Annotated in this window: 21 protein-coding genes and 2 pseudogenes; 8 read left to right on the top strand and 15 right to left on the bottom strand. The window is 67.1% G+C overall.

Features of this window, described 5'->3' with window-relative positions:
- Positions 1–172 precede the first annotated feature (172 nt).
- Genes LZD57_RS03810 through choX form a run of 3 tightly spaced genes read left to right on the top strand, consistent with a single transcriptional unit; the run spans position 173 to position 3,635 of the window.
- Entirely contained in the window at positions 173–1,078 is a 906-nt protein-coding gene (locus LZD57_RS03810) for a beta-keto acid cleavage family enzyme (protein ID WP_233717784.1), read from the top strand.
- Positions 1,079–1,083: 5 nt separating this feature from the next.
- Positions 1,084–2,658: a carnitine 3-dehydrogenase gene (locus tag LZD57_RS03815; protein WP_233717916.1), complete on the top strand. Its 1,575-nt coding sequence runs from the start codon at positions 1,084–1,086 to the stop codon at positions 2,656–2,658.
- A 38-nt stretch (positions 2,659–2,696) separates the two neighbouring features.
- Positions 2,697–3,635 carry a choline ABC transporter substrate-binding protein gene (choX, locus tag LZD57_RS03820; protein ID WP_233717785.1) on the top strand — a complete coding sequence of 313 codons (939 nt, stop codon included), beginning with the start codon at positions 2,697–2,699 and terminating at the stop codon, positions 3,633–3,635.
- An 87-nt stretch (positions 3,636–3,722) separates the two neighbouring features.
- Here the strand turns inward: choX and LZD57_RS03825 are convergent, their stop codons facing one another.
- The 10 genes from LZD57_RS03825 to LZD57_RS03870 form a co-directional block, all read right to left on the bottom strand.
- Complete coding sequence (locus tag LZD57_RS03825) at positions 3,723–5,024, bottom strand: NAD(P)/FAD-dependent oxidoreductase (RefSeq protein WP_233717786.1); 1,302 nt, start codon at positions 5,022–5,024, stop codon at positions 3,723–3,725.
- Positions 5,025–5,053: 29 nt separating this feature from the next.
- A complete protein-coding gene (locus LZD57_RS03830; RefSeq protein ID WP_233717787.1) occupies positions 5,054–5,767 on the bottom strand; it encodes an HAD-IA family hydrolase in 714 nt (237 codons plus the stop codon).
- Positions 5,768–5,828: 61 nt separating this feature from the next.
- Positions 5,829–7,895 carry an NADH:flavin oxidoreductase gene (locus LZD57_RS03835; RefSeq protein WP_233717788.1) on the bottom strand — a complete coding sequence of 689 codons (2,067 nt, stop codon included), beginning with the start codon at positions 7,893–7,895 and terminating at the stop codon, positions 5,829–5,831.
- Between the two features lie 93 nt (positions 7,896–7,988).
- Complete coding sequence (locus LZD57_RS03840; protein WP_233717789.1) at positions 7,989–8,717, bottom strand: amino acid ABC transporter ATP-binding protein; 729 nt, start codon at positions 8,715–8,717, stop codon at positions 7,989–7,991.
- A gap of 43 nt (positions 8,718–8,760) precedes the next feature.
- Entirely contained in the window at positions 8,761–9,612 is an 852-nt protein-coding gene (locus tag LZD57_RS03845) for an ABC transporter permease subunit (RefSeq protein ID WP_233717790.1), read from the bottom strand.
- A complete protein-coding gene (locus LZD57_RS03850; protein ID WP_233717791.1) occupies positions 9,609–10,355 on the bottom strand; it encodes an amino acid ABC transporter permease in 747 nt (248 codons plus the stop codon). The genes LZD57_RS03845 and LZD57_RS03850 overlap by 4 nt, the downstream gene beginning before the upstream one ends.
- Before the next feature lie 50 nt (positions 10,356–10,405).
- Positions 10,406–11,263 (bottom strand): transporter substrate-binding domain-containing protein, encoded by an 858-nt coding sequence (locus tag LZD57_RS03855; RefSeq protein WP_233717792.1) that lies wholly within the window; start codon positions 11,261–11,263, stop codon positions 10,406–10,408.
- Positions 11,260–12,858: an FAD-dependent oxidoreductase gene (locus LZD57_RS03860; RefSeq protein ID WP_233717793.1), complete on the bottom strand. Its 1,599-nt coding sequence runs from the start codon at positions 12,856–12,858 to the stop codon at positions 11,260–11,262. Before LZD57_RS03860 ends, LZD57_RS03855 begins: the two co-directional genes overlap by 4 nt.
- Before the next feature lie 132 nt (positions 12,859–12,990).
- Entirely contained in the window at positions 12,991–13,893 is a 903-nt protein-coding gene (locus LZD57_RS03865; RefSeq protein WP_233717794.1) for a LysR substrate-binding domain-containing protein, read from the bottom strand.
- Positions 13,894–13,906: 13 nt separating this feature from the next.
- On the bottom strand, positions 13,907–15,076 hold the full coding sequence (locus tag LZD57_RS03870; protein ID WP_233717795.1) for a mandelate racemase/muconate lactonizing enzyme family protein: 1,170 nt from the start codon (positions 15,074–15,076) through the stop codon (positions 13,907–13,909).
- Positions 15,077–15,369: 293 nt separating this feature from the next.
- On the opposite strand from LZD57_RS03870, the pseudogene LZD57_RS24220 reads away from it, so the two are divergent.
- Positions 15,370–15,887 (top strand): annotated as a pseudogene (locus LZD57_RS24220) (amidohydrolase/deacetylase family metallohydrolase); the annotation flags it as partial.
- 3 nt (positions 15,888–15,890) lie between these two features.
- Positions 15,891–16,541 (top strand): annotated as a pseudogene (locus tag LZD57_RS24225) (aminotransferase class V-fold PLP-dependent enzyme); the annotation flags it as partial.
- A gap of 51 nt (positions 16,542–16,592) precedes the next feature.
- Here the strand turns inward: LZD57_RS24225 and LZD57_RS03880 are convergent.
- The 5 genes from LZD57_RS03880 to LZD57_RS03900 all read right to left on the bottom strand — a co-directional run bounded on the left by LZD57_RS03880 (position 16,593) and on the right by LZD57_RS03900 (position 21,213).
- Positions 16,593–17,819, bottom strand: coding sequence for an ABC transporter substrate-binding protein (locus tag LZD57_RS03880; RefSeq protein ID WP_233717796.1), 1,227 nt, complete (start codon positions 17,817–17,819; stop codon positions 16,593–16,595).
- Between the two features lie 67 nt (positions 17,820–17,886).
- Entirely contained in the window at positions 17,887–18,891 is a 1,005-nt protein-coding gene (locus LZD57_RS03885; RefSeq protein ID WP_233717797.1) for a branched-chain amino acid ABC transporter permease, read from the bottom strand.
- A 12-nt stretch (positions 18,892–18,903) separates the two neighbouring features.
- Complete coding sequence (locus tag LZD57_RS03890) at positions 18,904–19,779, bottom strand: branched-chain amino acid ABC transporter permease (protein ID WP_233717798.1); 876 nt, start codon at positions 19,777–19,779, stop codon at positions 18,904–18,906.
- Positions 19,776–20,492, bottom strand: a complete 717-nt coding sequence (locus tag LZD57_RS03895; RefSeq protein ID WP_233717799.1) for an ABC transporter ATP-binding protein — start codon at positions 20,490–20,492, stop codon at positions 19,776–19,778. Before LZD57_RS03895 ends, LZD57_RS03890 begins: the two co-directional genes overlap by 4 nt.
- Positions 20,479–21,213: an ABC transporter ATP-binding protein gene (locus LZD57_RS03900; protein WP_233717800.1), complete on the bottom strand. Its 735-nt coding sequence runs from the start codon at positions 21,211–21,213 to the stop codon at positions 20,479–20,481. The genes LZD57_RS03895 and LZD57_RS03900 overlap by 14 nt, the downstream gene beginning before the upstream one ends.
- Positions 21,214–21,437: 224 nt before the next feature.
- Between LZD57_RS03900 and LZD57_RS03905 the strand changes: the two genes are divergently transcribed.
- The 3 genes from LZD57_RS03905 (at position 21,438) to LZD57_RS03915 (ending at position 24,649) form a co-directional block, all read left to right on the top strand.
- On the top strand, positions 21,438–22,724 hold the full coding sequence (locus LZD57_RS03905; protein WP_233717801.1) for an ArgE/DapE family deacylase: 1,287 nt from the start codon (positions 21,438–21,440) through the stop codon (positions 22,722–22,724).
- Positions 22,725–22,872: 148 nt separating this feature from the next.
- Positions 22,873–23,487: a pyridoxamine 5'-phosphate oxidase family protein gene (locus LZD57_RS03910; protein WP_233717802.1), complete on the top strand. Its 615-nt coding sequence runs from the start codon at positions 22,873–22,875 to the stop codon at positions 23,485–23,487.
- A gap of 388 nt (positions 23,488–23,875) precedes the next feature.
- Positions 23,876–24,649, top strand: a complete 774-nt coding sequence (locus LZD57_RS03915) for a cysteine hydrolase family protein (protein WP_233717803.1) — start codon at positions 23,876–23,878, stop codon at positions 24,647–24,649.
- Positions 24,650–24,684: the final 35 nt, after the last annotated feature.

The following is a 24,684-nucleotide window of genomic DNA, read 5'->3' on the forward strand; positions in this document are numbered from 1 at the left end:
CTCTCCGTCAATCTCTCTCGCCAGGACATCGAGCGTTGGCTGGACCGCGCAACGACCGCCCGCAGCGATGGCGCCGGGACGTCGAAAGATCGCGAAGGGTCCGATCCCGCAGCGCTTGCGATCGCGCCCGCCGAAACCCGGCGCCCCGTTCGAAACCAGGAGGCAGACCCCGATGCCACTTCGCCCGAGCCGAGACGTCTTCATCACCTGCGCCGTGACCGGCGCCGGCGACACGACAGGACGGTCCGACAAGGTGCCGGTGACGCCCGAGGAAATCGCCGCGGCGGCGATCGAGGCGGCGAAGGCCGGCGCCGCGATCGCCCACATCCACGTCCGCGATCCCGAGACCGGCAAGCCCTCTCGCGATCTCGGCCTCTACCGTGAGGTCGTGCGGCTGGTTGCCGCCTCGGGCGTCGACGTGGTTCTCAACCTCACCGCCGGCGCCGGCGGCGATCTCGTCCTCGGCTCGCCCGAGGCGCCGCTGCCGCCGGATCCGGCAGGCACCGACATGGCCGGCGCCGAGGAGCGTCTCGCCCACGTCGCCGAGCTTCGGCCCGAAATCTGCACGCTCGACTGCGGGACGATGAATTTCGGCGAGGGCGACTACGTCATGACCAACACGCCGGCCATGCTGAAGGCGATGGCCGCGCGGATCAGGGAACTCGGCGTCCGCCCGGAGATCGAGATCTTCGACACGGGTCATCTCGTCCTCGCCAAATGGCTGAAGGACCAGGGCCTGATCGAAGACCCGGTGATGGTGCAGCTCTGCATGGGCATTCCCTGGGGCGCGCCGGACGACGTCGCGACCCTTTCGGCCCTGGTGCAGAACCTGCCGGACGACTGGATCTTCTCGGCCTTTTCGATCGGCCGCAACCAGCTGCCCTATGCGGCGCTGGCGCTCGCCGCCGGCGGCAACATCCGCGTCGGGCTGGAGGACAACATCTGGCTGGCGAAGGGCGTCCTGGCGACGAACGGCGATCTCGTCCGGCGCGCCGTGCAGATTGCCGAAGGCGTGGGCAGCCGCGTGCTCTCGCCGGCCGAGGTGCGCGCGAAGCTGAAACTCGAACGCCGGTGGTGAGCGACATGGATCACGCCACACCCTCTTCGGCCGCAACGCCCGCCCTCGCCCGGGTCACCAAGGCCGCCTGCGTCGGCGGCGGGGTGATCGGCGGCGGCTGGGTCGCCCGCTTCCTCCTGGCCGGCATCGACGTCGCCGTCTTCGACCCGCATCCGGAGGCGGCGCGCATCGTCGGCGAAGTCGTCGCCAATGCCGAGGCCGCCTATGCGGCGCTGACCGACGCGCCGCTGCCGAAGCCTGGCACCCTCACCTTCCGCGCCAGCATCGCCGAGACCGTCGCCGGCGCCGACTGGATCCAGGAGAGCGTGCCGGAGCGGCTCGACCTCAAGCGCAGTGTCCTCGCCGAAATCGACGCCGCCGCCCGGCCGGACGCGCTGATCGGCTCCTCGACCTCCGGTCTCCTGCCGAGCGACCTCCAGGCCGAGCTGCGTCATCCCGAGCGCTTCTTCGTCGCCCATCCCTACAACCCCGTCTATCTCCTGCCGCTGGTCGAGATCGTCGGCGGCAAGGCGACGGCGAGAGAGACGATAAGCGAGGCGATCCGGCTGATCGAGCCAACGGGCATGAAGGGCGTTGCGATCGACAGGGAGATCGAGGCCTTCGTCGGCGACCGGCTGCTCGAAGCGCTGTGGCGCGAGGCGCTCTGGCTGATCAAGGACGGAATCTGCGACGTCGAGACCCTCGACGACGTGATCCGCTATTCCTTCGGCCTGCGCTGGGCGCAGATGGGCCTGTTCCAGACCTACCGGATCGCCGGCGGCGAGGCCGGCATGCGGCATTTCCTCGGCCAGTTCGGCCCGGCGCTCCAATGGCCCTGGACGAAGCTTACAGACGTCGTCGACCTCGACGAGGCGCTGGTGGACCGGATCGCGAGCCAGTCCGACGCCCAGAACGAGGGCCTGTCGATCCGCCGCCTCGAACGGATCCGCGACCAGAACCTCGTCGGCATCCTGCAGGCGCTGAAGGGCGGCGACGACGGCCGCGGCTGGGGCGCCGGCAAGCTCCTCGCCGACTTCGAGCAAGGGCTGTGGCGGCAGGCATCGGCCGAGGCCGCCGGCGCGGACGCGCTCCGGCCCCTGACCGTGCGCGTGTCGCCGAGCTGGATCGACTATAACGGCCACATGACCGAGCACCGCTATCTGCAGGTCCTCGGCGATGCAACCGACCAGCTATTGCGGTTCATCGGCGTCGATCTCGCCTATGTCGAGGCGGGCGCCAGCTATTACACGGTCGAGAGCCACCTGCGCCATCTCGGCGAGGCGAAGCTCGGCGACAGAATCACCGCGACGAGCCGCGTCCTGTCCTTCGACGGCAAGCGCCTGCATCTCTTCCATCGCCTGACCCGCAGCGCGGACGGAGCGACCATCGCGACCGGCGAACACATGCTCCTGCATGTCGAGCGGGCGAGCGGCAAAGCGGCGCCCGCGGCCGATACGATCCTGCGGCGCATCGCGGCTCTGGCGGCCGCGCAGGCTCATGAAGCCGCGGAAGCCGAAGCCGGCCGCGCCATCCGTCCCGCCACGCCTCCTGCGGACCATGCCGCCGCAGCCGCGGAGGCAAACACATCCAACCGCGGCTGAGACGCCGCATCTCTCGCAACCGGAAGAAAGGAAACGGAATGATCAAGCTCTTGCAGACGACCGCCGCCTTCTCGCTTCTCCTCGCCGGCACCGCCATGGCCAAGGAGCCGGCCTCCTGCCAGACCGTGCGCTATTCGGATCCGGGCTGGACCGACATCTCCTCGACCAACGCCCTCCTGAAGGCGGTGCTCGGCCCGCTCGGCTATCAGGCCGACATCAAGACCCTGTCGGTGCCGATCACCTTCCGCGGCCTCGCAAACGACGAACTCGACGTCTTCCTCGGCAACTGGATGCCGACGCAGACGAAGATCGTCGATCCGATGGTCGAGAAGGGCGAGCTGGACGTCCTGAAGGTCAATCTCTCCGGCAACCGCTTCACCCTGGCCGTGCCGGACTACGTCGCCGAGGCGGGCGTCACCTCCTTCGACGACCTGGCGAAAAATGCCGACAAGTTCGATCACAAGATCTACGGCATCGAGGCCGGCGCCTCGGTCAACCAGAACATGCTGCGGATGATCGACGACGACGCCTTCGGTCTCGGCGACTGGAAGCTGGTCGAATCCTCCGAGCAGGGCATGCTCTCGCAGGTGCAGCGGGCCGAGCGCTCGGACAAGTGGGTGGTCTTCCCGGCCTGGGAGCCGCATCCGATGAACACCGAATACGAGCTGACCTATCTGAAGGGCGGCGACGAGTATTTCGGCCCGAACATGGGGTCGGCCGAGGTGCGCACCGTCGCCCGTCCGGGCTTTGCCGAGGAGTGCACGAACCTCACCGCGCTTCTGAAGAACATGACCTTCTCTGTCGATCTCGAGAACGCGATGATGGCGCGGATCCTCACGGACGGCATCTCGGCGGACGAGGCCGCCAAGGAAGCGATCGGCAAGCATCCCGAGCTTCTGGATACCTGGCTGGCCGGCGTCACGACCTTCGACGGCGAGCCGGGTCTCGCCGCGGTCAAGGGCAAGCTCGGGCTCTGAGGCCCATGGCGGCACGATCGGCAGGCCCCTCGGATCTCAGATCCGCGGGGCTCTTTTCCGTCGCTGCGATCAAGTGGCGGCGGGGTGCTAGCGACCGATCGTGTCGAGGAACTGGTACCAGCCGGCGGTCAGACGCACGGCTGGTTCCCGCAAGGAATAGAACGGCACGTTCGGCAGTTTTCTCGGGCCGAGAAGGGCGAGGTCGGGCCGGTCCCCGAGCGTGACGTCGGCAGCATACCGGCCCATGAGCGAGGCCATGGCGATGCCCGCCCCGTTATATCCGAGCGCAAACGCGATCCGGTCGTCGAGCCGGCCGATCTGCGGGACGGCGTCGAGCGTCATGGCGACGAGGCCGGACCAGCGATGGGTGACCGGCACGCCCTCCATGTCCGGAAAGACCCGCTGCATCGCCCGCTCCAGGGCGTCGAACGCAGCCTTGCTGTCGGTCTTGCCGAAGGCGCCGCGTCCGCCGAAGATCAGCCGGTCCCGGTAAGGCCGGAACCAGCGCATCATCCGCCGTGTCTCGGAATAGCTGCGTCCGTGACGCAGCAGCCGGGCACGAAGCTCTTCCGGCAGCGGCCCGGTGGCGACCATTGCGCTGCGAAACGGGATGACGGATCGACGGATCGCCGCCGTTCCGGGAGTAAGGTCCGAATATCCGTTCGTCGCGAAGAGCACGTGCTTCGCGCGGATCGCGCCAACGGGCGTTTCCACCACCACCTCGGAACCGTCATGGCGGATCGCGGTCGCCGGGGCGCCCTCCCAGATGCCGACACCCCGCCCGCAGACGCCCTCGGCGAGGCCGAGCGCATAGTTCAGCGGATGGATGAGACCGGCATGGGAGACCAGCACGCCGCCGACGAAATCCTGCGAGCCCGTCTCTTCGGCGACTTCGTCACGGTCGAGGATGCGGATCGTCTCGTCGCCGAAATCCTCCCGCATCGTCCGCGCCTCGGCCTTCAGGGCGTCGAATGCGCCCGACGAATGGGCGCAGCGCAGATTGCCGGTCATGGCGAGGTCGGCATCGGCGATCCCGTTGCGGCGCACCGCCGCCTCGACGGCCTCGACGGCTTCGTGGCCGAGTTCGGCCATCCGCCGCGCGACGCCGAGTCCGTGCCGTCGCGCGATGTCGGGAATGGCGAAGCGGAACTTCGGCGAAACGACGCCGCCGTTTCGCCCGCTCGCCGCCCAGCCGATGCCATTCGCCTCGACGATCAGTGGCCGAAGGCCCCGCTCGACGAAGCGTTGGGCCGCGGACAGTCCGGTATAGCCGCCGCCGACGATGACGACGTCCGCCCTCTGGCTCCCGCCCGCTTCGCCGAAGGACGGGCGAGGCCGCGCCGTTTCCCTCCAGAGCGAGGCCGGCCATCCCTTTGTGGAAGCCGCCATCGCTCCTTCCGTGCCGGGCGCTGCGGTCGTCACCGTCCGCCGGCCATGTCGGCCTCGACCGCGTCGGCCAGTTGGGCGAGCGTGGCGAAGTGGAAGTCCGGCTTCGTCACCTCCTTCGGCACCGGCGTTCCGCCGAAGCCCTTCTGCCCCTGCCGCCGCTCGATCCAGCAGACCGTGTAGCCGAGCTTGCGCGCGACGCCGATGTCGTGGTGCTGGCTCTGGGCGACGTGCAGGATCTCCTCCTGCTTGTAGCCGAAGGCCGACTGGCGACCGCGATTGAAGGCGAAGAACTCCGGATTGGGCTTGGGAACGCCCGCTTCGTCCGCCGTCACGCTGTCGTGGAAGGGATGGTCGAGGGTGTGGGAATAGCAGGAGAACGCCACCCGGTCGGCATTGGTCATCGCCACCAGCCGAAAACGGCTGCGGAGCCGCTTCAGGGCCTCGATGGAGTCCGGAAAGGCCGGCCACTGCAGCACCTTCGTCTGAAAGGCGGCGGCCGACGCCGCGCTCGCATCGAGCCCGAGCTTCCGCGCGACATGGAGGTAGACGTCCCCCATGACCTGGCTGGAGCGGCCGGGATGAATGTCGCGGGCCTCGACATAGGGACCGAAGATGTCGTCGTCGCCGAGATCGCTCGTGGCCGGGCCGCCGATCGCGCGAAAGCCGTCGAGGACGCCCTTCTCGAAATCGATGAGCGTTCCGACGACGTCGAAGGTGAACACCTTGAAGCGGGCGAAAGTCATGAGACGCGTGTCCTTTTCGAAAAAGCGGTTCGGGTGGGCCGGCTGGCCGATGCCGCGATCGTCAGAGCGGGCTGCAGATGCGGATCGCGTCGAGCATCGCGGCATGGATGTTGCGGCTGGACACCGCGTCGCCGATGCGATGGAGCGCGAAGCCGTCCCGTTCCGACGGAGGTTGCGGCGCGGCGCGCACGAAGGTCTCGATGTCGGTGACGCCCTCGTTCGAGGAAGCGGTGCGAAGCTCCTCGAAAAGCTCGTTCATCGGGATGCTGCCCTGCTCGACGATCACCTGATCGACGGCCACCGAACGCTCCTCGCGCGAGATTTCGTTCAAAAGCACGGCTTCGAGCCGGTTGTCGCGGCGGCGAACGGCGAGGAGCCGGGTCTCGGAGATCGGCTGGAGGCCGAGCGAGAGGAAGCGCTTCTTCCAGCGCAGCCTTTCGGCATAGGTCAGCTCTTCGGCGAGGTTCGCGTCGATCGTCGCATAGGTGACGCTGGCGCCCGCTTCCTTCGCCCGCTCGGCGGCGAGCGGCGCCGGGTGGCGGCCGGTGCCGTCATAGACGAGGACGTCGCGGCCGACCGGCATCTGGCCCGAAACGATGTCCCAGGTGCTGACGCAGAGTTCGCTGCCCTCGACGAGGTCGATCTGCGGCAGGCCGCCGGTCGCCAGGATCACCACGTCGGGTGCGAGCGCGGTGATGTCGCCGGCCTCCATGTAGCTGTTGGTGTGGATCGGAACCCCGCGCCGCTCCAGCTCGGCGACCCGCCACTCGACGATGCCGACGAGGTCGCGGCGCCAGGAGCCGGTCGCACCGAGGAGGATCTGACCGCCGACGTCGGCCGCCGCCTCGTAGAGAGAAACGTCGTGGCCGCGCTCGGCGCTGATTCTGGCCGCTTCCAGTCCTGCGGGGCCACCGCCGACGACGACCACCTTGCGCTTCGGCCCGCTCGTCGGCGCCGTGGCGTGGCTGAGGACCGTCTCCCGCCCGGTGACCGGATTGTGGAGGCAGGAGGGGCGATAGGGCGATTGGCAATGGGTCGCGCCGATGCACGGGCGCACCTGGTCCTCGCGGCCGGCGGCGAGCTTCTCAACCATGTGCGGATCGGCGATCTGGGCACGGGTCATGCCCGCCATGTCGACCTTGCCCTCGGCGACGGCGAAGCGCGCCGAGGCGAGATCGGAAATCCGCGCGGCATGGAAGACCGGCAGCCCGACCTCGCGCCGGAAGGCGCCGACTGGCTCGACCCAGGGCGCGAGCGGCGAGCCCATGCCGGGCATGTTCTCTTCGGCGAGCGCCCGGGTCGTGTCCATCGTGCCGTAGATGGCGTTGAAGAAGTCGACCGCCCCTTCCCGCTTCAGGATCTGCGCGGCCTTGACGCATTCGTCGAAATCCATGCCGCCGGAGATCGCCTCGTCGACGACGAAGCGCATGCCGACGAGGAAGTCGTCACCGGTCGCCTCGCGGATCGCTTCATGAACCATCAGCGCGAAGCGGCAGCGGTTTTCGAGCGAGCCGCCGAAGCGGTCGGTGCGCCGGTTGGTCGCCGGCGACAGGAACTGGCCGATGAGATGGCCGGCCGAGAGCGTCTCGATCCCGTCGAGCCCGCCGTCCTTGCAGCGCCGGGCGGCGGCGCCGTAGGCCTTCACCACCCGGTCGACGTCGTGCTCGTCCATCTCCCTGGGGATGCTGCGGTGGAGGGTCTCGCGCAAGGGAGACGGGGCGATGGTGCTCAGCCAGTCTCCGGCATAGGGGTCGCCCCGCCGGCCGAGATGGCTGATCTGGCACATCAGGGCGGCGCCCGCGCCATGCATGCGCTCGGCGAACTGCTGAAGGTGCGGGATGATCGCGTCCGAGCCGACGTTCAGCTGACGGAAGATGTTCGGGGAGTCCCGGTCGACGTTGGACGAGCCGCCGAACATCGAAAGGGCGAGGCCGCCCTTGGCCTTTTCCAGATGATAGCGCTGATAGGCCTCCTGCGGCATGCCGCCGACCTCGAGGCCACAGGCATGACTGGTGCTCATGATGCGGTTGCGCAGCGTCAGATGCTTGATCGTCAACGGCTGCAGAAGGGGATCCTTCGGCGCACCTCTTCCTCGGGACGGGACGGTCGTTTCGGGTGAATCCAGCATGGATCGGTCTCTTCGGTTCAGGCAAAGGGATGACGTCGGCTGAACGGGCACCCGTCCGACCGTTGCGTCCACCGGCCCTTCGCGGGCGAGCGGTTAGAAGATCTGGCTGAGGAAGCGCCGCGTGCGCTCGTCCCTGGCCTCGGTGAAAAGCTCCTCGGGCGGCCCGTGCTCGACGATCACGCCCCTGTCGGTGAAATACACGTGGTCGGCGACCTCCCGGGCAAAGCCCATTTCGTGAGTCACGAGAATGCAGGTCATGCCCTCGGCGGCGAGTTCCTTGATCGTCAGGAGCACCTCCTTGACCGTTTCGGGGTCGAGGGCGGCGGTGACCTCGTCGAACAGCATCACGTCGGGCCGCATCGCGAGGCTGCGGGCGATCGCCACGCGCTGTTGCTGGCCGCCGGACAGATGGCCGGGATAGACGTCTTCCTTGCCGGAGAGCCGCACCTTGGCGATCAGCGCCCTCGCCCGCGCCTCGACCTCGCGCTTCGGCTCCTTCAGCACCTTCACCGGCGCCATCATGACGTTCTCGAGCGCCGTCTTGTGGGGAAAGAGATTGTACTGCTGAAAGACGATGCCGACCTTCTTTCGCAAGGCGAGCTTGTCGAGCTTGGGATCGTTGACCTCCTGGCCCTCGACCAGGATCGAGCCCCGCTGGATGTCGTTGAGACCGTTGATGCAGCGGATCAGCGTCGACTTGCCGGAGCCGGACGGCCCGATGATGCAGACCACCTCGCCCTTCTTCACGTCCATGCTGACGCCGCGCAGCACCTCGAGCTTGCCGAAGGACTTGTGGACGTCCCTGACCGAAACGAGCGGCATGTCCGGAGTCCAGGCCGCCGGCGCCGCTCCATGCGGGGAAAGCTCAGGATTCGACGGCATATTTGCGCTCGATCATTCGGGTCCAGATGGAAATCGGATAGATGTAGGCGAAGAACAGAAGCAGCAGGAACAGGTAGAACGGGACGAGGAGTTCCGGCCGGGCGCCGGCCGCCTCCATGGCCGCCTGGGCGTTGCCGACCGCCTCGCGCACACCGAGGATCGAGGCCATCGGCGTCGCCATGGCCAGCAGCGCGTACCAGTTCATCCAGGGCGGAATCGCCCGCTTGACGCATTGCGGCAGGATGATCCAGCGCAGCGTCTGGCCGTGGGTGAAGGCGAGGCTCTCGGCCGATTCCCACTGGCCCTTCGGGATCGAGACGATGGCGCCGCGGACGATCTCGCTGACATTCGCCATGACCGGGAGCGAGAAGGCGAATGTGGCCTTCAGCCAGTCGGACATGATGAAGATCCCTCCACCGGGCAGTTCGAGCTCGAACGGCACGAGAAGCATGACGACGAAGAGGATCACCAGCCAGGGCGAATTGCGGAAGAGGTGGGTCACCAGCCAGGCCGGAGCGCTGAGGAAGCGCGTCCGGCTGAGTTGCAGGAGGCCGAGGCCGATGCCGAGGACGGTGGCGATCGCCATGGCGAGGAAGCTCATGCCGAGATTGAGCAGGAAGCCCCTTAGGATGAACGGAATCCATTCGATCAGCGTGCTCAGCGGCGATCGCGGCCCTCCCCCGCCGCCGCTCTGGGCATGGGCCGTGGCGACGGCGAGACTGGCGAGGAACAGCGCCAGGATCAGGATCCCGTGCCAGCCGCGAAGCGCGCGGCTCGGCAGGAAGGACGAGAGAGCCTCGACGTCGATCCGGAAGGGTGCGGCCGGCGGTTTCATCGACCGTATCCCGGCAGTGCGAGGCGCTTTTCCAGAGCATGCAGCCCGGCTGCGATCAGGCTGACGACGACGACGTAGAACAGGAACAGGACGAGCATCATCTCCGGAACGTTGATGTTGTCGGACCAGACCTGGTTCAGCGTGTAGGTCATTTCGGGAACCGAGATGACGTAGGCGAGCGACGTCGTCTTCGCCAGGGAAACGAGGTTGTTCGTGAGCGCCGGCAGGCTGATGCGGAAGGCCAACGGCAGGGTGACGTAGGCATAGGTCTGCCATGACGAGAAGCACAGGCTCTCGGCCGCCTCGGCGGTGGCCTTCGGCACGGCCTCGATGCCGGAGCGAAAGATCTCGACGTTGAAGGCCCCGCCGAAGATCCCGAGCGACAGGACCGCCCAGGTGAACGCGGAGATCATCGGCTCGTAATAGCCCCCCATGTCGACCTGCGGCGTGAAGGCGCCGAGGCCGAAATAGAAGAACAGGAGCTGGATCAGCGGCGGGGTGTTGCGAAACAACTGGATGTAGCCGTCGACGATGCCCCGCAGCAGCGCCGAGCGCGCGGTCTGCACCCACGCGCCCAGCACCCCGATGACGAGAGACAGCAGCGTCGACCACAGGATGAGCTGCAGCGAGATCGAAATGCCCGTCACGAACCGATCATATTCGTAGCGGTCGTAGAATATGATGAAGTTCCATCCCGTCTCCTCGAAGAGACGCTGGAAGATCGGGGCAATCAGCTCGAACACGCTACGGTCCTGTGCGCGACGGTCTCAACGGCGGCTCCCTTCGGCCGGGGTCATTGGCCCTGCAGATAGCTCTCGTCCCATTCGAGCCGCTCGTGCTGCTCGGCGATCCACTCCGACGGCTTGACCTCCCACTTCTTCTCGAGCTCGACGAGCGTGCCGTCCGCCTGCCATTTGTAGGCCATTCCGGTCATGAAGACGCCCCAGGGCTTGTCGAGCTCCTCGATCGGTACGGCCGACGCCCAGGGATTGTTGAACAGGACGGAGACCGGCATCGCGTAGCCCTCCCATTCGCCGGAGGCGAGGTCGGCCATGATGCTGGCGTCGTCATAGAGCCAGGCGACGCACTTGCCGGCCCTGAGCGCCGCCTTGCCCTCGGTGTTTCCGGCGAAGGCGACGAGACGCGGCCCGTAGTCCTGCTGGACCTGCTTGTTGTAGTTGGCGCCCTGCTTGGCGCAGACCGGCTTGCCCTTGATGTCGTCCCAGCCGGAGACCGCGCCCTCCTTGGCCATCAGGGTCGGGCCCGAGGTCCAGTAGGCCGGCTCGACGATGCCGACGATGTTGCGCCGCTCGGCGGTGTCGTACATGCCGCCGATGATCACGTCGATCTTTCCCTGCTGCAGGAACTGCATGCGGTTCGCCGAGGTGACGACCACCGGCTCGAGCTTCACGCCGAGGGTGTCGGCGACGCTCTGGGCGAGATCGACCTCGATGCCCTGCTGGGAGCCGTCGGGCGAGGGAAACGACCAGGGCTTGAAGGCGCCGAGAACGCCGACGCGCAACGTGCCGCGATCCAGGATCTCTTCGAGCCGGCCGCCGGCCGCCTTCGCAGGAGCCGCCGCCGCGAGAAGCGTCGCCCCCATGACGGCGGCAAGGACGGGAAGGCGCATGATTTTGGCAATCGAATTCATGGCTGCATGTCTCCTGTTGAGGTTGGCATTGCATAAGATCGATCGGCAGTACCGGCTCGAAACACGGTTCGTTGATAGGCGAGGAACTCGTCGACCTCCCGGGCGACCCGTTCGGGCGACCATGCGAGCAGGTCGGCGACCGAGGCGGCCGCGTCCTCGACCTCGTGACGCGCCAGATGCCGGCGCCACGCCAGCGCCGTGCGCGTGTAGAGAATGCCCTTCAGATCCCGGGCGCGTTCTTCGCTGACCGCACGGCGCATCGCCGCCCGGCGGAGATTTCCCGAGGGCTCCGGCTCGGACAGGCGCGGGGCGTTGCTGGCGATCCGCCAGGGCGCCGGCTCGCCGCGCATCGTCCTTTGGGGCTTGCCGAGAATGGCCTCGGCCCGTTCGCGCATCGTCCTCGCGGCGCTGCGATGCGACATCACCGGCCCCGCCGTCATGGCCAGGACGCCCGGCAGCCCGTCGTCGGACAGATCGTGGATCTCGCGCGAGCGCCGCCCCATCGGCTGCGCCTCGTCGAAGGTCAGCGGCCGCACGCCCGCCCAGGTGAAGACGACGTCTTTGCGCGTCAGACCGAGGCCCGCCAGGAGGAAATTCGCCTCGCCAAGGAGAAAGTCGATCTCCGCCTCGGTCGCGGCGACATCTGCGGCGTCGCCTTCGAACGGGGTCTCCGTCGGCCCGAAGTAGAAGAAATCGTCATGGGACGGCAGGCAGTAGAACGGCATGCCCTGGCGATGCATGGCGGCGATGCCGTAGCCGCGATAGGCCTCGGGCAGCCGCACCATGACATGGCTTCCCTTGGTGCCGCGGACGAGGCGGCGGGAGCGGGTCGGCCGTTCGCCCGCCCCGGCATTCACACCGTCGATCCAGGTGCCGGCCATGTTGAAGACGAGACGCGCGCCCACCTTGGCCGTCGATCCGTCTTGCGCCTCCAGCGCGATCTCCCAGCACCCGGCGGCGTCGGGCTCGACGAGCCGCGCCTTGCAGAAGTTCAGCACCGTCGCACCGCCGGCCTCGGCTTCGAGCGCGGCATCGACGCAGAACCGCTCCGGCCAGTCGAAGACGTATTCCCGATACGTCGCGATCAACTGCAGGCGATCGCGATCCCGCAGATGCCCGGCAAATGGAAGCCGTGCCTCGAAGTCGGACGTGATCTTGCGGTATTCGAGCGGCGGCTCGCTCGGACCGAGCTGCTTCAGCAGCCTCAGACCGGCGTCGAGATGCCAGGGCCTGACGGGGCTCTCGGGATAGACCGGAAAGCACATGGTGAAGGGCTTCACGGCCTCCGGTGCCGTCGTCGCGATCTCGTGGCGGGCGATCATCCCCGCGCGCGCCATCGTCACCGCCTGAAGAAAGCGCCGGGGGTGGAGAGCGAATGCCCGGACCGGATCCTCGGCCTCGAAATAGCGCAGCCCGCAATGGAGCATGCGGGACGAACGACTGGACGCGCCGTCGGCGAAATCGCCCTTCTCGCAGAGCAGCACCGAATACCCGGCCATGGTCAGTTCGCGGGCGGTCGCGGCGCCGTTGATGCCCGCCCCGATGACGGCGACATCCCATTGCGATCCAGCGATACCGGCCAGCGCGTGCTGCATTCCATCCCCGTTCCGACGGTTCCGGAGCCGACTATGCAGAGAGGTTCGAAATGTTCAAAATTGAAAATGCGGCGATGGTTATGCGAGAATGTAATAACGAGCCAGACGAGCTGCGCAGGACCGTTTTTCCGGTCAGGTCGGGACCTGCGCCAGGATCTCGTCCCGCTCGGCCCGCGCCAGGAAAAGCATGTGCTCGACGGCCGGGGTCGCCCCGCGCGATTCCGGGCGAAGCAGAGCGAGATTGAACGGGATGGCCGGGCGAAAGGGGATCAGCCGGATCCGGTCGTCGGCCTGGAGGACCGCCGTATAGGGGTCGACGATGGCGATGCCGAGCCCCAGTTTGACCATCTCGAAGGCGGCCCCCGAAAGGCTCGTCTCGCAAAGCGCCTCGATCCGCACACCGGCGGTGACGAGCACCTGATCGAGCAGATGACGGGCCGCAACGAAGGGCGTCCAGTTGATCATCGGTCCCTTGCGGAGGTCTTCGGGCGTCAGGCAGGAGCGATCGGCGAGTTCGTGGCCGCTCGGGACCGCGGCGACATAGGGCGCCGTGGAGAAGATCTCCGTCTCGAAGCCGGAGCGTCGCACCGGCATCTCGGCGAAGCCGAAATCCACCTGCTGGCCCGCGGCCCATTCCTCGACGGTCGGCGACATGCGAATGTTGAGGCTGACGCGGGTCTCCGGCCAGTCCTGCCGGAACCTGGCGATCACCCGCGGCATGAAGCCCATGCCGAGCGCCGGCAGGATGGCGAGGCTGATCTGGTTGCCCTGCCCCTTGGCGAGGCGCGAGGCGAGATTTTGCAGGGAATCGAGTGAGACATAGGCGCGCTCGACCTCGTCGAGCAGCCGGTGGGCCTGGGCCGTCGGCCGGATCAGGCCCTTCCTGCGCTCGAAGAGGGCGAGGCCCAACTCGGCTTCCAGCCGGTCGAGCAACCGGCTGACGGCCGGCTGGCTTCGCCCGAGGATCTCGGCCGCCCCGCTGACCGTGCCCGTCATCATGACCGCGCGAAAGGCGGCGAAGTGCTGGATGTTCACCGGCAGCGCCCCATCAGCGAAGATCGATCTCGGCGAAGACGAAGGCCTTGAGACGCTCCTCGTCGAGCGCGACGCCGTAGCCCGGCGCATCCTCGATGGGAATGCGCCCGTTCACGACCCGCGTCTCCAGCGGGTTTTGCAGGACCTCGACATGGCCTGGCGTGCGGTCCCAATAGGGGAAGTGCTCCTGGACGTAGAAGTTCGGGATGGCGGCGCTGAAATGCGCCCCGATCGCGGTCGACAGCGAACTCGCGCAGACATGCGGCTGCACCTTGAGGCCGTAGGCCTCGGCCATGGCGGCGATCTTGCGGCCCTCCCAGATTCCGCCGGTATTGCCGAGATCGGGCTGGACGATCGCGACGCTGCGGCTTTCCAGAAGGTCGCGGAAGCCCTGCCGCCCATAGAGGCGTTCGCCGACGGCGATCGGCTGCGAGATCGAGCGGGCGATCTGCTGCAGCGCGCCGAGATCGTCCGGCTCGGTCGGCTCCTCGACGAAGGCGATCTCGTATTTTTCGATCGCGCGGCAGAACCGGATCGTATCGGACGGGGTGAGCCCGGCGGACAGATCCAGAATCACCTCGACATCAGGCCCGACCGCGTCGCGAACCGCGGCGACGCGGGCGATTCCCCGCCGCACGAGATCCGGGTCGCCGGCGCCGCGAAAGGCCGGATGGCGCAGCCGGCCATCGGGCAGGATCGTCGCGAAGGGATAGAATTTCAGGCCCTCATAGCCCTCCGAGACGACCTTTTCCGCGGCGGCCGGCAACTCGGCGTCGGATGCGCAGCCGAAATACCAGCCATTGGCATATGTTCCGAGTTCGTCACGCAGCCGGCCGCCGAGGAGGTCGTAGGCAGGAACGTTCAGGCTGCGGGCCTTGATGTCGACGAGCGCCTGTTCGATCGCGCTGAGCCCCGCATTGAGGATCGGCCCACCGCCCTTCGCCCAGAAGGAGAAATCGCGGATCGCGGCGGTGATCGCCTCGATGCGAAAGGGATCGATCCGGCCGATGAGGAAGCGCCCGGCGAGTTCCTTCAGCATCGCCGCCGCAGCGCTCGCGCCGACCCCGTAGGCGACGGCAGCCTCCCCCAGTCCGACGACGCCCTCGTTCGTTTCGAGGCGGAGGATGACGGGGCGAATCCCGCCGCTTTCGACGGCGTATATGCGCGCAGAAGTCAGAAACATCAGCTTTCGACGGTCCTCGTTGAATTTCGGGACATCCCGCATGCCGCGGCGCCGACCGACGGGTTCGGCCAATTCCGAACGAAACGCGACTGCTTCGCCGCGGACGATCCTATCCGAGATGGTCTTCGAGGAAACCGGAATTCGGTCGGCGAAGGTCCCGAACTGCACTGTACGGGCGAGCCTGCCGACGCGACTCGGCGGTTCTGCCCGGGAAGATCCGGAAAGAATAAGCAGCCACGATCGACGCAAAGGTCCGATCCGACTTGACAGGACGGCGCAACCCGCTCACCCATCTCTCGCCCGGCTGGTGCGATCTCCACTTCCATGTCTGGCATGGCGGCACCGACATCTCGATCCGCGCGTCGCAGGCGGGGCGGGCCACCGGGGTCACCGCCATGGCCGATGCCGGCAGCGCCGGCGAAGCCTCGTTCCACGGCCTGCGCGAATACGTCATCGACCCGGCGACGGAGACCATCAAGGCCTTCCTCAACATCGGTTCGATCGGCTCGTCGCCTGCAACCGGGTGCCCGAGCTGATCGATCTGCGCTCGATCGACGTCGACCGGACGCTGGCGGTCATCGAGGCCAATCGCGACGTCATCTGCGGTGTGAAGGTGCGGGCCTCCGGGGTCATCGTCGGCGGCTGGGGGATCACGCCTGCCAAGATCGCCAAGCGCGTCGCCGAGATCGTCAACCTGCCGCTGATGGTCCACGTCGGCGAACCGCCGCCGCTGATCGACGAGGTCTTCGACATCCTGACCGAGGGCGACATCGTCACCCACTGCTTCAACGGCAAGAAAGCCGGCTCGATCGCCGTCGAGATCTGCCGGCCGCGCGGGGTGCCGGTGATCGTCGACGCGGCGTCGGAATACGACCTTCGCGGCTTTCTCGCCCGCGGCGCCGACATCGTCATCTACTCCGGCCACAAGTTCTTTTCCAACCCGACCAGCGGCATCGTCGCCGGGCGGAAGGATCTCGTGCGCGCCGCCTATCTCCAGAACAAGGGGATCGGCCGGGGGATGAAGGTCGGCAAGGAATCGATCGCCGGCGTCATGGCGGCGCTCGAAGCCTGGGAAAAGCGCGACCACGACGGCATCAGGGCGCGGGAGACGGCGGCGCTCGATCTTTGGGCCGGGACGATCGGCTCCCTGCCGGTCCTATCTGCCGAGATCGAACCGGATCCGACCCGCAATCCGTTGGACAGGCTGAAAATCGTCGTCTCGCCGGAAAGCGGCTTCGCCGCGACGGGCCTGTCGAAAGCCCTGGCCGCCGGCGAACCGCCGATCGTGGTCCGGGATCACGAGGCCGAGCTCGGCTTCTTCTTCCTCGATCCCTGCAATCTCCATCCGGGCGAAGCGGAGGTTGTCGCAGAGGTGCTGACGCGGGTGATGACAGCCCCGCGGCCGGAATCCGCCATGGCCGAGCCGCGCCATGGCACGGCGAGGGCGCTCCGCTGGCCGGACTGACGCCGATTCCCGAACGGGCGGCCGCAGAAATGTCCGCGGCCGCCCGTCACCTCACTGCGGCTTGGCGGTCGCGACGTTTTCCGGCCAGATGATCTGGTTCTTGCCGTCCTGAATCTGCGCGACCGGAACCGGAATGAAGTCCGGGCCCGACTTCATGGCGTGATCCTCGCCGAACTTCATGTGGCCGACGACGCAGTCGTAGTCGGTCTGGCTCAGCTTTTCGGCGATCGCCTTCGGATCGGTGCTGCCCGCCGCGTCGATCGCCCTCAGCGCGATCTCCATGGTGCAGTAGGCATGGGCGGTGCTGTAGGTGCCGGGATTGCCGAATTCCGCCTCGACCTTGTCGCTGAAGGCCTTGTGGGCCGGATTCAGCTCGGCGCTGAAGGTCAGCGCGGCCCAGTACATGCCCTCGGCGATGTCGGCGGCCTGATCCATGAATTCCGGCTTGGTCGGGTAGTAGATCGCCAGATGCGAGCTCTCCAGCGCCTGCTCCTTCATCTGCCGGACGAAGGCGACGCCGGAATTCGGCACGGTGAAGACCGAAACGACCACGTCGGGCGCGGCATCGCGAAGCTTGGAAAGCTGGGGGTAGAAGTCCGTCGTCGCGGGAGGCACCGTCTCCGTCGCCGCCAGGGTCCAGCCGTCCGCCTTGAACAGGTCGCCGATCTTCTGCGCATTGGCGATGCCGTAGTCCGTGTCCTCGACGACGAAGGCGATTTTCTTGCCGCCCGGATCGAGGGTCTCGTTGGCGAAGGCCCATGCATAGAAGTCGTGGACGGCGGTGCCGTAGCCGTCGCTGTTCCAGTTGCCCTTCCAGTAGAGCTGGTAGCGGTCGGGATCCGCCTCGACCTTGTCGGCAATCGCCGAGCTGACCGGTTCGGCGCTGAGGATCGGCAGATCGTACTGCGGCGCCAGCTCCATCAGCGCCAGCGTCACGTGGCTGTGCAGCGTGTCGCCGATCAGCATGTTGACCTTATCGCGGGTGATGAGGCGCTGGGCTGCGCTGACGGCGACCTCGGGCTTGCCGGAGCTGTCCTCCATCGTGAACGTCACTTTGGGGGGATTCTTGGTGACGTAGTCGCCCTTGCCCTCGTTCCACTCCTTGACCGCCAGCTCCAGCCCCTGCCGGTGGTCCTTGCCGGTGTTGGCGGCGGGACCGGTCAAGGGTCCGACGGCGCCGATCGTGACCGTGAAGTCCTCGGCCGATGCGGCGCCGGCGACAAGGCCGGTTCCGAGGATGCCTGCCGCGAGCAGGCTCCGGACTGTTCGATTGGACATGCTTTACCCTCTCCGTGTTGCGGTGTCGGGCGCCCTGCGGCGCCGCCTTCTGGTTTCCGTCCGTATCTCAGGTCGCCTCCGCCGGCTTCGATGCCGCTCCCGGGCGCTTGCGCCAGGAAGCCGGCTTCAGACCGGCGATGCCGGCCGGCGCGGCGAAGACGAAAATTACGATGAGAGCGCCATAGAGCAGCATCCGGTAGTCGCCGAAGTCCCGCAGCAGCTCGGAGGTGACGGTCAGGAGCAGCGCCCCGTAGATCGGGCCGAAGAAGCGACCGACGCCGCCGACGATGATCATCGCCAACAGGCTGATCAGCATGTCCGGTCCCGCCACCGAACTGGGCGTCAAGATCAGGACGTAATGGGCATAGACGGCACCGCTGAGGCCGACGACCGCCGCGCTCACCGCGAAGGCGAAGATCTTCCAGGCGGCGAGCTTGACGCCGAGGCTTTCGGCCGCCGCCTCGGCGTCGCGGATCGCGAGGAAGGTCAGGCCCGAACGGCTCTTCAACAGCATCAGGAGTAGGAGATGGACGCCGACGAACATGACGGCGGCCACCGCGAAGGAGCCGAAGGCGTTGCCGAGCCCGAACTCGATCGTCCTCGCGCCGATCGGAATCGGATCGAAGGGCGGAATGCCCCAGAAGCCGAGTTCGCCGCGGGTGATCTCCTTCAGATTGCTGAGGACGAGGCGGACGATCTCGGCGAAGGCGAGCGTCACGATCGCCACATGCGGCATCGAGCGGATCCGGAGGATCGGAAAGCCGATGACGACACCGGCGAACGACGCCGCAAGCGCCCCGAGCCAGATGGTGATCCAGGGGCTGACGCCGAAATAATGCGACACCAGCGCCGAGGCATAGGCGCCGATCGCGAAGAAGGCGTGGTGGCCGAGGGTCTTCAGCCCGAGGATGCCGAGGGTCAGGTTCCACCCCGTCGCGAAGACGGCGAAGATCAGGAACAGCGTCAGGATGTGCAGGACGTAGTCGTCGAGCGGCAGGAACGGCACGACGACGAGCAGCACGGTCCAGACCAGAAGGTCGCGGTACGGATGCCGGCCGAAGACTTCAAGCATCGTCCATCCTCCTCACGCTCCGCGGCCGGCGAACAGGCCCTCGGGCCGGGCCGTGATCACGGCGATCAGAAAGGCGAAGGCGATGACGTTGCTCCATTCGGACGGAACGAAGGCGACGCTGATCGTCTCGATCAGGCCGAGCAGGAAGCCCGCCGCGACGGCGCCGCCGAAGCTCCCGAGCCCGCCGAGGATGACCACGGCGAAGCCCTTCAGGAGATAGGCCGTGCCCATCCACGGATTGACGGTGATCAGCGGCGACAGGAGGATGGCGCCCGTACCGGCGAGAGCGGCCGAGATCGCGAAGACGGTGGTGTGGACGAGACCGGCCGGAATGCCGACGGCGAGCGCCGCCTCCGAATCCTGCGCCGTCGCCCGGACGATGCGCCCGAGCTTGGTGCGGTAGAGGATCAGGCCGCAGATCCCCATGACCAGGAGCGCGACGACGAGGATGGCGATGCGCTGCCAGGGCATGCGCACCTCGCCGATCACCGCGACGCCATGGAAGAAATACGGCACGCCCTGGTACTGTTCGCCCCAGACGAGCTGGGCGCCGCTCTGCAGGAAGATCGACAGGCCGATCGTCGCGGCGATGACGCTGAAGGCCCAGTCCTCCCGCTTCATCAGCGGCGCGATGGTGACCCGCTGCAGAAGTGCGCCCAGCACCATCACGAGGACGATGGTCGCGATGGCGGCGAGGATCACCGGCCAGCCCAGCGTGACGGCGAACATGAGGATGAAATAGCCCGCCAGCATCAAAAGCTCGCCATGGGCGAAATTCAGGACGCGCGTGGTGCCGTAGATGAGCGCCAATCCCGAACCGATCAGCGCATAGATCGACCCGCTGATCAGTCCGTTGATCAGGGTTTCGAGAAGATGGGTGCCGCTCAAGCCGCCGCCTCCCGAACGCCGAGATAGACGCGCTTGACCTCGGGATGCTCCAGCATCTCCTCTCCCGATCCGCTGAGCACCACCCGGCCGCTCTCCAACAGGTAGCCGCGATGGCTGACGGCGAAGGAGAGCTTGGCGTTCTGCTCGTTGAAGAGGATCGCGACGCCCCGCTCGTTGATCGTTTTCATGATCGCCAGCACGTTCTTCACCATGGCCGGCGACAGGCCGAGAAACGGCTCGTCCATCAACAGGATCTTCGGATCGGCCATCAGACCACGGGCGATCGCCACCATCTGCTGCTGGCCGCCGCTGAGCCGGCCCGCCGTCGCCTGGAGATGCGGCTTGATTTCCGGCAGGATCTCCAGAACCCACTCGTAGGTCTCGCGCGCTTCGGACGCCTTGCGCACATAGGCGCCGAGCATGACGTTCTCTTCGACGCTCATGCGCGGGAACAGCCGCCGGCGCTCGAGCACGATGCTCATGCCGCGCTGCGGCCGCACGGTGGCGGGCTTGGTCTGCAGTTCCTCGCCATTCAGCGAGACGACGCCGGACGAGGGCTTCTTCAGCCCCATGGCGGCCTTCAGGACGGTGCTCTTGCCGGAGCCGTTCGGCCCCATGACGGCCACCATCTCGCCGGAGCCGACGCTGATCGAGACGTCCCAGAGCACGCGGGTCGCCCCATAGTGGACGTTCACCCGGTCAAGCTGCAGCATCGATGTCGCCCAGATAGATGCTGCGGACCGCCTCGTGCCCGGCGACCTCTTCCATGCCGCCGGTGACCACCACCTCGCCGCGATTGAGGAAGACCGCATCGTCCGCAAGGTCGAGCAGCACCTCCATGTTGTGCTCGACGACGACGATGGTGATCCGCCGTTCTTCCCGCAGCCGGCGGATCAACGACAGCAATTCGGGAATGCTCGGACGGTCGACGCCGCCCGTCACCTCGTCGAGGAGAAGAAGGCGCGGATGCGTCGCCAGCGCGCGGGCGAGTTCGAGACGCTTGCGCTGGCCGGTGCTGAGCACGCGGGCAGGATCCTCGGCTTTGGCCGTCAGGCCGACGAAGTCGACATAGGTTGCGGCCTCGCGGCGCGCATCCGCCATCGAAGCGCCTTTCGTCGCGAGGGCGACCATGACGTTCTCGATGACGGACAGGCCGCCGAAGGGCTGGGTGATCTGGAAGGTCCGGGCGATGCCCGAATGGCAGCGGCTGCTGGGCGACTTCGTGCTGATGTCTTCGCCGAGGAACCGGATCTTCCCAGCCGTCGGCCGCACGGCGCCGGAGATCGCGTTGAAGAGCGTCGTCTTGCCGGCGCCGTTCGGGCCGAGGATCGCCGTCGTCCGCCCCTCGTCGATCGCAAACGACACGTCCTTCAGGGCGAAGACGCCGCCGAAGGCGACGGTCAGTCGCTCGACGCTCAGAAAATCAGCCGCCATCCATCGTCCTCGCCCCCAACATTCGGGAAAGGCTAGTCGGCGGATGGATGGTAAGCAAGTCTGCCGAGCGATAAAACGCACAGTCCTTCATCACCGATGGCTGCTGTCGATTTTTTGCTCGCCCTGGCAACCCGGTCGTTGACGATCGGCAGATTCCCTGACTATTCAAGGCGGTGGGAACGCGATCTTCCCTCTCTCCCCCTCTCCATGCGGGATCGGAACCCATGTCTCTCGATCCAAAGCTGCGCCAGGACATCCTCGCTTCGGTCGAGGCCGGGTTCGACGACCAAGTCGGTTTCACCCGGAAGCTCGTATCGTTTCCCTCGACGCGCGGCGGCGAGCACGCCATCCAGGATTTCGTCTTCCGTGAATACAGAAAGCGCGGCTACGGGCTGGACCGGTTCTCCATGGACCGCGAGGCGATCGCCCGCCATCCGGGCGGCTCGCCCTGGTCCGAAGAGCATTCCGACGCCCCGATCGTGGTCGGGATCCATCGTCCACGCGAAGAAACGGGCCGCTCGCTGATCCTGCAGTCGCATCTCGACGTCGTCCCGGCAGGCCCGTCCGCGATGTGGGAGAGCCCGCCTTTCGAGCCGCGGATCTCGGGCGACTGGATGTTCGGCCGTGGCGCCGCCGACATGAAGGCGGGCGCGGCGGCCAACGTCTTCGCCATGGACGCGTTGTCCCGGCTCGGGCTGCAGCCCGCCGCCACCGTCACCATTCAGTCGGTCGTCGAGGAAGAATCCACCGGCAACGGCGCGCTGATGGCCCACCTGCGCGGTTATCAGGCGGATGCCGTGCTCATCCCCGAGCCGGAAGACGAGATGCTGGTCCGTGCCAACACCGGTGTCCTGTGGTTCCAGGTCGAGGTCAGCGGCCTTCCGGTCCATGTCCGCGAGATGGAGACCGGCACGAATGCGATCGATGCGACCTACCGGCTGATCGCTGCGTTGCGAGAGCTCGAGGAGGCTTGGAACGCGCAGCGCCATGAGCATCCCTATTTCGACGACCTGCCGCACCCGATCAATCTGAACGTCGGCAAGATCCAAGGCGGCGACTGGGCCTCATCCGTGCCCTGCTGGTGCCGCATCGACTGCCGCATCGCGATCTACCCGGGAACCAGCGCCGCCGCGGCGGCAGACGACGTCCGCGGCTGGATCGCGGCCTTCGCCCGCCGCGATCCGTATCTTTCCAACCACCCGCCGCAGGTGACTTTCAACGGCTTCCATGCCGAGGGCTATGCGCTCGAGCCCGGTTCCGACGCCGAGGCGGTGCTCGAAAGCGCCCACGTCGCCGCCGTCGGGGAACCGCTGAAAAGCTTCACCACGCCCGGCTACCTCGATACCCGCGTCTACGCGCTCTACGACCGGATCCCGGCTCTCTGCTACGGTCCGGTGTCGCGCAACGTCCACGGTTTCGACGAATGCGTCAGCCTCGCCTCGGTCAAGCGGATCACCGGCGCGATGGCGCTGTTCATCGCCGAATGGTGCGGCGTCGAAGCAAAGTCCTGACGTCTTCGCAACCGGCGGAGTCGGCCTGCAGCCGTCGCGGAGCCGGAGCCGAAGCCGAACGGTCGTCGCCCATGCCGTGCGCAACGGCGAAGACGGGACGATTACGATTGAGAACGGTCACGCGTGGCCATGCAGGAGGATCGAGATCATGAGCACCATCCGCACCGTCGAGGAATTGCGCTCCGTCTACAAGCCGGCGCTCGAACGGTCCCTCCAGAAGGAAATGAAATCTCTCGACAAGCACGCCAAGGCGTTTCTGGCGATCAGCCCGTTCCTGTTGATCGGCTCCTGCGCGCCCGGCGGGCGCGCCGACGTCAGCCCGAAGGGCGATCAGCCGGGCTTCGTCCGGCCCCTCGACGACAGGACGATCGCAATTCCCGATCGGCCCGGCAACAACCGGCTCGACACCTTCGAGAACATTCTGGGCAATCCGCAGGTCGGCCTCATCTTCCTCGTTCCCGGCATGAACGAGACGCTGCGCATCAACGGCCGGGCCGAACTGCGCACCGACGCCGATCTGATGGCGATGTTCGAGCACCAGGGCAAGCTGCCGATCAGCGTCCTCGTCGTCCACGTCGATGAAGTCTATCTCCACTGCGCCAAGGCCTTCATGCGGTCCGGGCTGTGGGATCCCTCGACCTTCATCGAGCGCAGCAGCTTCCCCTCCTTCGGCGCGATGCTGAAGGATCAGATCGCGCTCGAAGAGCCGGCCGACGACATCGACCGCAACCTTGCGGAGCGCTACAAGGTGACGCTCTACTGACGTCGCCGGGTCCCGCAGCGTCGAAGAGGCGACGGCCCGGCTGGCGCCCTCGGCCCGGCCACTCCGCCCCTCGCCGGCAGGCGCAGACGGGCGGATCGAAGCCCGCACGGCGCGAGCGGGCATTTGAGCCCTTGGCCGTCGTGCACGGAGGAGACCGGCGACGGCTGCGCCGGTCGATCGCGTCCCCCCTTCCCGATCCATTTCGTCCCGCGAAGGCGACGTCTCGACCGGTCTCCCTCGCGCATGGGCGCGTCCTTTCGCCCGACGCCGGCGACGGCCGCGCCGGAGGGTGACATACTTTTCGGCAACGCCGTAGTTCCCAGACGGCATTTCAGCGCATCACCTCCCCCTGCTAGCCTCCGGCGGATCATCGCAGCGGAGGCGGTCCTTGAGCGGCAAAAATCCCACCGGCGGCTATACGATCGGCCATCTGCCCGGCCAGCGCTGGACGATCGGCGCCGAGATGGTCGGCACCGTCCGGCCGCAGCCGTCGAGCCGCCCCGTCCGCATTCCGGCCCGGCCGCTCGACGTCGAGATCGACGTGGCACGGACGGCGCTCCTCGTCGTCGACATGCAGAACGACTTCCTGCACCCCGATGGCTGGTTCGCCGGCCGGGGCGTCGACGTGTCGCCGCTTGCGGCCGTCATGCCCGCAGTCCGCGATCTCTCCGCCACCTGTCGTGCGGCGAATTTCCCCGTCGTCTGGGTGAACTGGGGCGTCGGCTACGGCGCCGACGGCCTGCCGGCGAACGTCCTCTTCCGTGGGAAGCGCAAGGCCGACGCCGTCGGTTACGGCGAGCCTGGCGCCCTGCGCGAAGGCAGTTGGGGCGCCGCCGTCGCCGATGACCTCCTGCCGGAGGCGAGCGACCTCGTGGTGCCGAAGCAGCGCTTTTCCGGCTTTTACGAAACGAGGCTCGACAGCGTCCTGCGCAATCTCGGCGTCACGACGCTGCTCTTTGCCGGCGTCAACGTCGATCGCTGCGTCTTCGAGACCCTGACCGATGCCGGCGCCCGCGGCTACGACTGCCTGCTCGTCGAGGATGCCTGCGCCACCGTCTCGCCGCCCGAAATCGGCCGGGCGATCACCTGGCTCGTCGCGGAACTCCACGGCTTCGTCGTCCGGCTGGACCAACTCGCCGAGGGCCTCGCGCCCACCCCCTGACATCTCCGCCATCCCGCCCCTCCCCAAGAAGAAGG

The organism is Jiella avicenniae (assembly GCF_021390325.1).
Taxonomy (GTDB): Bacteria; Pseudomonadota; Alphaproteobacteria; order Rhizobiales; family Rhizobiaceae; genus Jiella; species Jiella avicenniae.

Excerpts from the sequence above, each read along its gene's own strand:
- LZD57_RS03870 (WP_233717795.1), bottom strand. The coding sequence starts at position 15,076 with ATGTTTCTGACTTCTGCGCGCATATACGCCGTCGAAAGCGGCGGGATT.
- LZD57_RS03885 (WP_233717797.1), bottom strand. The coding sequence starts at position 18,891 with ATGCTTGAAGTCTTCGGCCGGCATCCGTACCGCGACCTTCTGGTCTGG.
- LZD57_RS03900 (WP_233717800.1), bottom strand. The coding sequence starts at position 21,213 with ATGGCGGCTGATTTTCTGAGCGTCGAGCGACTGACCGTCGCCTTCGGC.
- LZD57_RS03860 (WP_233717793.1), bottom strand. The coding sequence starts at position 12,858 with ATGCAGCACGCGCTGGCCGGTATCGCTGGATCGCAATGGGATGTCGCC.
- LZD57_RS03895 (WP_233717799.1), bottom strand. The coding sequence starts at position 20,492 with ATGCTGCAGCTTGACCGGGTGAACGTCCACTATGGGGCGACCCGCGTG.
- LZD57_RS03910 (WP_233717802.1), top strand. The coding sequence starts at position 22,873 with ATGAGCACCATCCGCACCGTCGAGGAATTGCGCTCCGTCTACAAGCCG.
- LZD57_RS03855 (WP_233717792.1), bottom strand. The coding sequence starts at position 11,263 with ATGAATTCGATTGCCAAAATCATGCGCCTTCCCGTCCTTGCCGCCGTC.
- LZD57_RS03810 (WP_233717784.1), top strand. The coding sequence starts at position 173 with ATGCCACTTCGCCCGAGCCGAGACGTCTTCATCACCTGCGCCGTGACC.
- LZD57_RS03880 (WP_233717796.1), bottom strand. The coding sequence starts at position 17,819 with ATGTCCAATCGAACAGTCCGGAGCCTGCTCGCGGCAGGCATCCTCGGA.
- LZD57_RS03840 (WP_233717789.1), bottom strand. The coding sequence starts at position 8,717 with ATGCCGCTCGTTTCGGTCAGGGACGTCCACAAGTCCTTCGGCAAGCTC.
- LZD57_RS03835 (WP_233717788.1), bottom strand. The coding sequence starts at position 7,895 with ATGCTGGATTCACCCGAAACGACCGTCCCGTCCCGAGGAAGAGGTGCG.
- LZD57_RS03905 (WP_233717801.1), top strand. The coding sequence starts at position 21,438 with ATGTCTCTCGATCCAAAGCTGCGCCAGGACATCCTCGCTTCGGTCGAG.
- LZD57_RS03815 (WP_233717916.1), top strand. The coding sequence starts at position 1,084 with ATGGATCACGCCACACCCTCTTCGGCCGCAACGCCCGCCCTCGCCCGG.
- LZD57_RS03845 (WP_233717790.1), bottom strand. The coding sequence starts at position 9,612 with ATGAAACCGCCGGCCGCACCCTTCCGGATCGACGTCGAGGCTCTCTCG.
- choX (WP_233717785.1), top strand. The coding sequence starts at position 2,697 with ATGATCAAGCTCTTGCAGACGACCGCCGCCTTCTCGCTTCTCCTCGCC.
- LZD57_RS03830 (WP_233717787.1), bottom strand. The coding sequence starts at position 5,767 with ATGACTTTCGCCCGCTTCAAGGTGTTCACCTTCGACGTCGTCGGAACG.
- LZD57_RS03825 (WP_233717786.1), bottom strand. The coding sequence starts at position 5,024 with ATGGCGGCTTCCACAAAGGGATGGCCGGCCTCGCTCTGGAGGGAAACG.